Raw genomic sequence first — 7,112 nt, forward strand, 5'->3', positions numbered from 1 at the left:
CGATCTCGATCATCGCGCGCAAAGAAAGGGTTACCGAGGCCTATATCCGAACCCGCGCGCAGCTCGCCTTTCTGGCCCCGGCCATTCAGACGGCCATCCAGGAGGGGACACAGCCCGGTGATCTGACGCTGGAGCGCCTCGTGCGCAGCCAGCTGCCGCTCGATTGGCAGGCACAGGAACAGATGTTCAGATTTGCAAAGACCTGCTTGCGCATAGACCTGAGCGGTCAACCCGGCAAAAGATCACGGTAATTCAGCGTCCCAAAGCGCCCAGCTTTTCGTCGAACTGATCGAGCAATCTGGTCAGCCGCGCGATATCCTGCCGCATCCTTGAAAAATGCTGCGCAGTCCTCATCCATGTTCAGCAACGCGTCCTCAAAGGACACTGTGTTTTTCCCAAACCTCATAGCCCCGCCGCCTTTGACGACCCCGGCCTGAATGCGGACACCGCTAAGTATTTCCTGAGACAGGCCTGAGCTCGCTATCAGCCTTTCACACATTGCGACCGGGACTGCCGTCGTTCTGATACCATGAGCCGTCGCATATTCCGCAACACGTGCGGGAACCTCATGTGCTACAACCCATCCACCGACTGCCTCACCAATCGAACGATAGTGATTGACGTATCGAACAACCTGATCAACCGCCTTGCGATTGGCCTGTCCTCTCTTCAGCTCCGCAATCCAATTCTTACTTCCGTCAGTGACAAGAAGATCTATCCGCCCACCGGGGCAGGACAGTTGCTGTGCCGCCAGGCGAAACGCCGGCCCAAAGACATCCGGGATGCTTTTGGCAACTATGATTTCAAGTGTGCGCTCTTTCATCGTTGCTTCCCATGGCCGGTGGGTCATCGAAGCTGGGGGCTCGGCACCGGCATCACAGGACCTTGCCGCGGCAAAGGCGGTCGACCGTGATGAGTGCCGGCAAGCAGCTTTCTGTTGCTCAACTCCTTTCAGATAACAAGTTGGACAAGACCAGCAACGCTTGCCGCAACGACACCATCCTGAATTATCTTTTGCTTGGCTTTCGTTGAAAGAGTCTCGCCTTTCAGCAAAGATTTCGCATTAGCTGCCAGGGTCACCATCGCGGCAACTCCCATGCTTTCTGCAATATCGGCGTCGGTCCCCTGGCCGAGCTTGTTCAGAGTTGAAGTTGTGTCAGCTGTAAGACTTTCATTACTGATCCCGGACGAAGACAAATCCGGCACATCGGCCGCTACCTCGGTCGTTGCCAGAACGCTGATATCTCCATATTTCTCATTATGATCACGTACGTAGGATGCGTAATTCGTAGCTTTGAGTTGGACTTCGGAGATTTCGCCCGTCGCCACATTGATGATACGGACATCCGCTCCCGGGTGGTTGGTCTCATTGAACAACTCCACGACATAGCTATCATCATCAAGGTTCTCACGACGCTGGAACGCAAGTTCGTGGTAGATCCCCTTCGCATTGTTCTTCAGTCCTGCAATCTGCTCGACTGACAGGGACTGGACGTAACGTGCCAGCTCCATATCACTGGCATTGGAAAGGTCATTGCGAGATCTACGCAAGGCTTGCAGAACCAGTTGCTCATTTTCGTCAAACGAAGGCAAATCTGATGCCATCAGCTTGAGAATAGTTGCGGAGACTGCACCTGTAAGAATGGGCCCAGCCGGGATTGAATTTTTCGCGACAGCAGACGGTCTGTCATCCAGCTTCTTCAAGAAATTTATGAGCTTCTCTAGATCTGACTTGCGATCCTGAAGCCGATCGCGTGGGATGCTCGGCCAGTGCGCAACCTTGGAAATGCAAACATCCAGTTCCTCGATGAGCTCTCGCGATAGATTTTGGTGTAGAGCTTTGGCAGTAATTCGATCCAACCTAGCTTTCTGCCCGGATCGTTCACGAAAAGCCACCGCAAGCATCAGGCATGTTTCGACAAACTGCCTTTCTTGCTTGTCCAGTGACTTTTTCTTGCGCCTCTTGCCAGTCCATTTTTGGAGCAGCGTCCGGGACCCGTAATAAGCCACGACGGAACCGACCGCGGCGACGCCAAGAACAATCCATCCACCTGTTGCAACGCTCCCGCCAATCCATGCCAGCGCAGCGCTATTGAAAGCCGCGCCAGATAGTGAGGAGATGGCAGTTCCCGTGCTCGCCGTTCCGAGCAAAGATGCAATTGAAAATATTCCGACTGTAGCACCCGCGGCCCCAAGTTTGGCCGAGAGTGCCCTGACAATCCTCGCCGACGTTCCTCGTTTCTCGATCAGCAGAGCATCGACGAGATCTTCCAGGGTTATGGCGCCCTTCTCGTAAAAATTGTCCCGGGTGTAGTTGTCATGCCTGAGTTCGAGCTCGGCGATTTTCATCTGCGCCTGCTCCTTTACAGCTCGACCACCTTTAACAGCCAGCCTGCCAGTCAGCCTGCCTATCGGTTTTGCAACTGCCCAAACCACCTTTCCAATGACTCTGGCGAGAAAAAGAGCTGAGCGTCCCAATACTCCGGCAACTCGGGCTGATCTGGCAGGTTTAGCCGTATCACTCATATTCTACCTCCCCCAGTCGTGGGCGCCGCCGCCCGGGGTCAGCCAGACGCCGTCAGACAAATAGACCGGTTCCCCGGAACCACCCAAGGCCGAATACAGATCATCTTCCTGCCGGCGCATTCTGGGTGGAGGTTTAGGCAGGGCTTTCCCGGTCCGCACAGGCTGCACCATTGCTTCCAGATTGTCTTCATTTCGCAAGAAGGCCGCAGCAAATCTCGCTGTTCGCTCTAGAATGTTGTCGCGGCTACCGTGGAAGGCTTGCGCGATAAAGTTTCCATCCGATCTGCTGATCGAAAGAACGGAATTTGGCTTCTGCTCTGCCTCGGGTAGCCCATCAATAACCTGAACATCCACACCATTCTTGCGCATTAGTATCAGGGCTGTCCGGCTTCGGTTGCTTGCAGAATACGCGCTTCGATACATCCGGCTTGCGGCTCGACGGGGCACCCATCCAAGCCTGTAAAGTTGGACGGCCAGATCGTAGGGTCGAGACAGGCCTTTGATACTGAGCGAACCGCCCCGTGGAAGGGTGATACCATCACTTGTGAACTCGGCTTCCGAGGCCAGGCACTCGATCGTGTTCTGGCAGTTCCAGTTCAAGAAATTTAAATCCATAACCTTCGCCCACTTGAGTGGACGGTTATTCATCTTGACCACGACTTCGTCTCCGATCTTGATGTCAGTTCGGAGACAGTTCACAGGATAGGTCTTTTCAGTTCTGTCAAAGGACACGTGCGCAATAATGTAGGACAATCAAGGCTCCTAGAATCCCTGTAATAATTATGGCCATCGGCACGAACCCGGCCGCGGACCACAGGCAACAAGATACTGAAAGGTATGACATAAATGAGGCAGGTATCACGCTTCAGCCGAGCGATTGGCTGTCGCATGTTTTGGAGCGAAAGCCTCGTTACTAATCTTCGAGGTTGGTATCGAGAAACTGACTGAGATAGTCCTCTGCCGTCATGGCGCTTCGGGCTTCGCCTGGAGATTTGGAGTTCGAGCTTGTCGCCATGGTACGTGCGGCTTCGTACGTACTACGACGTATCTTCAAATTTACCACGACGACATCAATATCGTGCTCTTCTTTAAGATCTGACCTAGGCGTTCCACCAGAAACCAGAGGATCAGCGATCCAACCCTCTAGCTCGTCAGGGTCTTGAGGGGCGCCGTAGCCTTTCTTACGCTGGTTCCAAGCCCACGCAGCCTGAACTGCGCAAAGCAGCGCATCGAGTGTGTCAGCCCCAGGGTCGTCGCACAGAGATCGATCGGCTTCAATCGTCAGGCCGTATAGCTCCTGACCACCCGACACCAGTTCATGGAAAAGCTCTTGGCGGGCACGGAATTGATCGATGGTTTGCTTGCTTTTCGTGTCGTTCTTGTAACTGCGCCGGCCAATTAGCTTTCGGGCGACAACACCGGGATAAGCTTCGACGGCAATCCGATCTTGGGCGCCGTTAAGTAAATACGGAATTGAAACCCCGGAACTTAAAAGGCGTGGAGCACCCTCAAAGAACATCAGCCCCACCGGTACACCAAAGAGCTTTTGCGGGCTAATCGATCCGGCGGCGATATCGGTTGCGCGACGATGTTCTTTGTCGCCGTCAGGTCGTTCAGCACGATATTCGTCGAGCGCTTTGCGGAAGCCATCGCGGGTAAGCCTCTGCGCGTGCCCAACGTATTCGGCCCAGTTCTTCGGCCACCCGATAGTGTTAATGAAGCGGCGCGCCTGCCCGAATGGGAAGTCGATGCCCGCGATCCATGGACCGGGTGAGGCTAGCATCTCTTCAAACCCTTTGAAATCCGGCCAGCTCTCAAGATCGCCAGCCGTCAAAGTGTCTCCTTCTAGGCTGCAGCTCAGTGCCGTAATCGGTTTGCGGCGCGACGGACTGCTCGTAAAATCGATGCCAATGACCTTCATGGCTTACACTCTCGGTTCCTGCAGCAAGGGTAGGGGGCGGTGAGCATCGTCGCAAGCTCGTCGCTCTGACACCTCCTGCTATTTCTATGGATTTCGTTAACAGCCTGTTGCACGCTCCGATGGAAATTGAAAATCCGGTACCACTTTTGGGTTCCATTGACCCAAAAAGGCTGATTTCCTAATCTGATCATACATTTGCCCGATGCCGCCCTTTTGGGGAAGCGAATTGGCTTTGGTCATTTTGAACAGGAAATGGATTTCCAAGGTCTTTTCGCATGAGATCGAACTGGCACGGACATCCGCGTTTGAAAAGGATTGCTTAATGCCGACATTGTACACGCTTACGGGATTTGTTTTTACGGGGCCGACAGACAGCCCATTTTTCGTAACCGGTTCGGAACTTCAAATCCAAGGAAGTGACGATCTTAGCTTCAGCTTCACACCCGGGACAATTGGAGCGGATCCGCTCGGTGTACCGGGCACGCTGTCTGTTACCCAGGGCGAGGTCTCTGGGATCGTGCTTGACGGCATGTTTCCGAACCTCGCCAGCAGCCAGTGGAGCGCTGGCATGGGCGAGATCACCAATGGAACCGAAAGCACGCAGATCCTGACGCTGCGCCAGGACAATTTCTTCAACTATGTTTTCATTCTGTCCGGGGACCCAGTCGGCGCAGGCTCGTTGCCCACCGTAACAGAGGTGATCGACTTTTTCAGCGGGACCCTGACCGATATTCCCGGAGGATTATTCGCGCCCGGCACACCGTTTTCGCCAGGCGATGTGCCGGGCGCTTTGGTCGATCCCGATCCCTTTGCCGGCACTGCCGGTCCCGACGACCTCTTAGGCTTTTCCTCGAACGACCCGATCGACGGTCAAGCCGGAAACGATACGATCGACGGCGGCTTCGGCAACGATACGATCCTGGGCGGTGCGGGACAGGATCTCATTCAGGGCGGGGCGGGCAATGACGAGATCAACAGCGGCACCGACGGCGACACGGTCGATGGCGGCGGTGGCCTGGACATCATTCGCGGTACCCCAGAAGAGTTGAATCAAGACAGGATCAACGGGCTTGATTTCGGCGACTTGATCATCGTCGAGGGGGTCAGCACGGCCTCGATCCTTGAGGGTCCAGGCTTCAACGAAGTGCTGATTGAGACCAATGGCGACGCAACGCCGGAGGCGTCGTTCTTCTACACGACCGTTTTTGGCGCGGCGTCATCGGCGGGCCTAGTCGTTTCGCAGGATGGTGGAAACGCGATCCTGCAACTCGACCCTTCTTTAGCCCTTAACGCCGGCATCGGCACGGCTATCGTCGGGCCGCAGGACTTCCCGGATATTGGTGACTTTCTCTTCGCCGATGACAGTATCAATCCAATCGACATCTACTACGTTGGAGCTGTCGAGAGCCTCGCGTTGCTTGAAGACGGCTACTCCATCAATGAAATTTCCGGAGATTCGCCCAACGAGGTGGTTGGCGTCGATCGTGGGATTTTTCTTTCCTCGGGCGGTGGACCTGGCACCGAAAATCTTCAGGAGGATTTCACGGTCGTACTCAACGAACCGGGAGATCCGAGGCTGACTCAAACCGCCTTGGATGCCTTTCCAGATGCCGGGGAGACCAACGATGCCTCACTGATCACCTTCACATTTGACGCCGCCAATCTTGGCGATCGATCCTCCATCAGCTTCGATGTTTTCTTTGGCTCCGACGAATTTCCTGAATTCGTTGACTCTGCATTCGTGGATATCGCGACAGTTTATGTTAACGGCGTTAACTACGCTTTGTTCAACAACGACCAGGATCAGCCCCTGTCAATCACTAGTGAGTCGATTAAGACGCCGGGCAACTTCTACACTAACAACGGCGATGACGGATCTGACACCGATCCCTTCACCGGGACATTCGATACGGAATATGACGGTTTCTCGGTACTTTTGAACGTGATTGCTCCTGTCCAGCCGGGCATCAACACGGTCACGATCGCCGTAGCCGATACCGGAGATGAAGTGCTAGATTCTGGGCTCTTTGTTGGCAACATACAAGGCTCTGACTTCGACACCAGCGGTAGCTTTGTGAAGACCAGCGGCACCGCGGGCAACGACAATATTGACGCCAACGGTGCGCCTCAACTGATTACATTGGGTAGCGGACAGGACACCGTCAGCGGCACGCCTCAAGAGTTGAACGGAGATTTTATCAGCGGTTTTGGCAACGACGACTCGTTACTTTTTGAAGGGACGGTGTTTGGCGCTGAAGATGTAGACATTCCGGCGGGCTCAGCCATTCTCAACATCGATACCGACGGCGACGGGATCCCGGACACACAAGTCACGTTGGAAGGTGATTTATCAAAGGCGATCCTCTCCTACACGAATAGCAGTGGTAATACCGAGGTTACTGGCCAGAATATCGCAAGCGGGCTCAATCTGATCGGGGACGAAACGGACGAGAACCTGGTCGGATCAGCCAATGACGATACAATTCAAGGCCTCGGCGGGAACGATACGCTTGAAGGTTTAGACGCCAACGACACCTTGCTTGGGGGGCTGGGCGAGGACCGGATGGATGGGGGGCGTGGCGCTGACCGGATGGTCGGCGGGCAGAACGGGGATTTCTATCTCGTCAACGATCCCGGCGACGTGGTGATCGAGGTGGCGGGCGAT

5 protein-coding genes and 1 pseudogene are annotated in these 7,112 nt (G+C 54.8%); 2 read left to right on the plus strand and 4 right to left on the minus strand.

Annotated elements, in window-relative coordinates; genetic code table 11:
* Window positions 1-251: pseudogene (locus EZV60_RS19205) on the plus strand (hypothetical protein); the annotation flags it as partial.
* Here the strand turns inward: EZV60_RS19205 and EZV60_RS18755 are convergent.
* From EZV60_RS18755 to EZV60_RS18770, 4 genes are all read right to left on the minus strand, one after another.
* On the minus strand, window positions 227-823 hold the full coding sequence (locus EZV60_RS18755) for an endonuclease NucS domain-containing protein (RefSeq protein WP_167853589.1): 597 nt from the start codon (window positions 821-823) through the stop codon (window positions 227-229). The pseudogene EZV60_RS19205 and the gene EZV60_RS18755 overlap by 25 nt on opposite strands.
* Window positions 824-951: 128 nt before the next feature.
* On the minus strand, window positions 952-2,526 hold the full coding sequence (locus EZV60_RS18760; RefSeq protein ID WP_135507574.1) for a hypothetical protein: 1,575 nt from the start codon (window positions 2,524-2,526) through the stop codon (window positions 952-954).
* A gap of 3 nt (window positions 2,527-2,529) precedes the next feature.
* Window positions 2,530-3,279 carry a hypothetical protein gene (locus EZV60_RS18765; RefSeq protein ID WP_135507576.1) on the minus strand — a complete coding sequence of 250 codons (750 nt, stop codon included), beginning with the start codon at window positions 3,277-3,279 and terminating at the stop codon, window positions 2,530-2,532.
* A 160-nt stretch (window positions 3,280-3,439) separates the two neighbouring features.
* Entirely contained in the window at window positions 3,440-4,447 is a 1,008-nt protein-coding gene (locus EZV60_RS18770; protein ID WP_135507579.1) for a DUF429 domain-containing protein, read from the minus strand.
* Between the two features lie 226 nt (window positions 4,448-4,673).
* Between EZV60_RS18770 and EZV60_RS18775 the strand changes: the two genes are divergently transcribed.
* A partial coding sequence (locus EZV60_RS18775; RefSeq protein WP_135507581.1) for a choice-of-anchor L domain-containing protein occupies window positions 4,674-7,112 on the plus strand: 2,439 nt, incomplete at its 3' end.

It is taken from the genome of Roseovarius aestuariivivens, assembly GCF_004761875.1.
Classification (GTDB): domain Bacteria; phylum Pseudomonadota; class Alphaproteobacteria; order Rhodobacterales; family Rhodobacteraceae; genus Roseovarius; species Roseovarius aestuariivivens.

Excerpts from the sequence above, each read along its gene's own strand:
- EZV60_RS18755 (WP_167853589.1), bottom strand. The coding sequence starts at position 823 with ATGAAAGAGCGCACACTTGAAATCATAGTTGCCAAAAGCATCCCGGAT.
- EZV60_RS18760 (WP_135507574.1), bottom strand. The coding sequence starts at position 2,526 with ATGAGTGATACGGCTAAACCTGCCAGATCAGCCCGAGTTGCCGGAGTA.
- EZV60_RS18770 (WP_135507579.1), bottom strand. The coding sequence starts at position 4,447 with ATGAAGGTCATTGGCATCGATTTTACGAGCAGTCCGTCGCGCCGCAAA.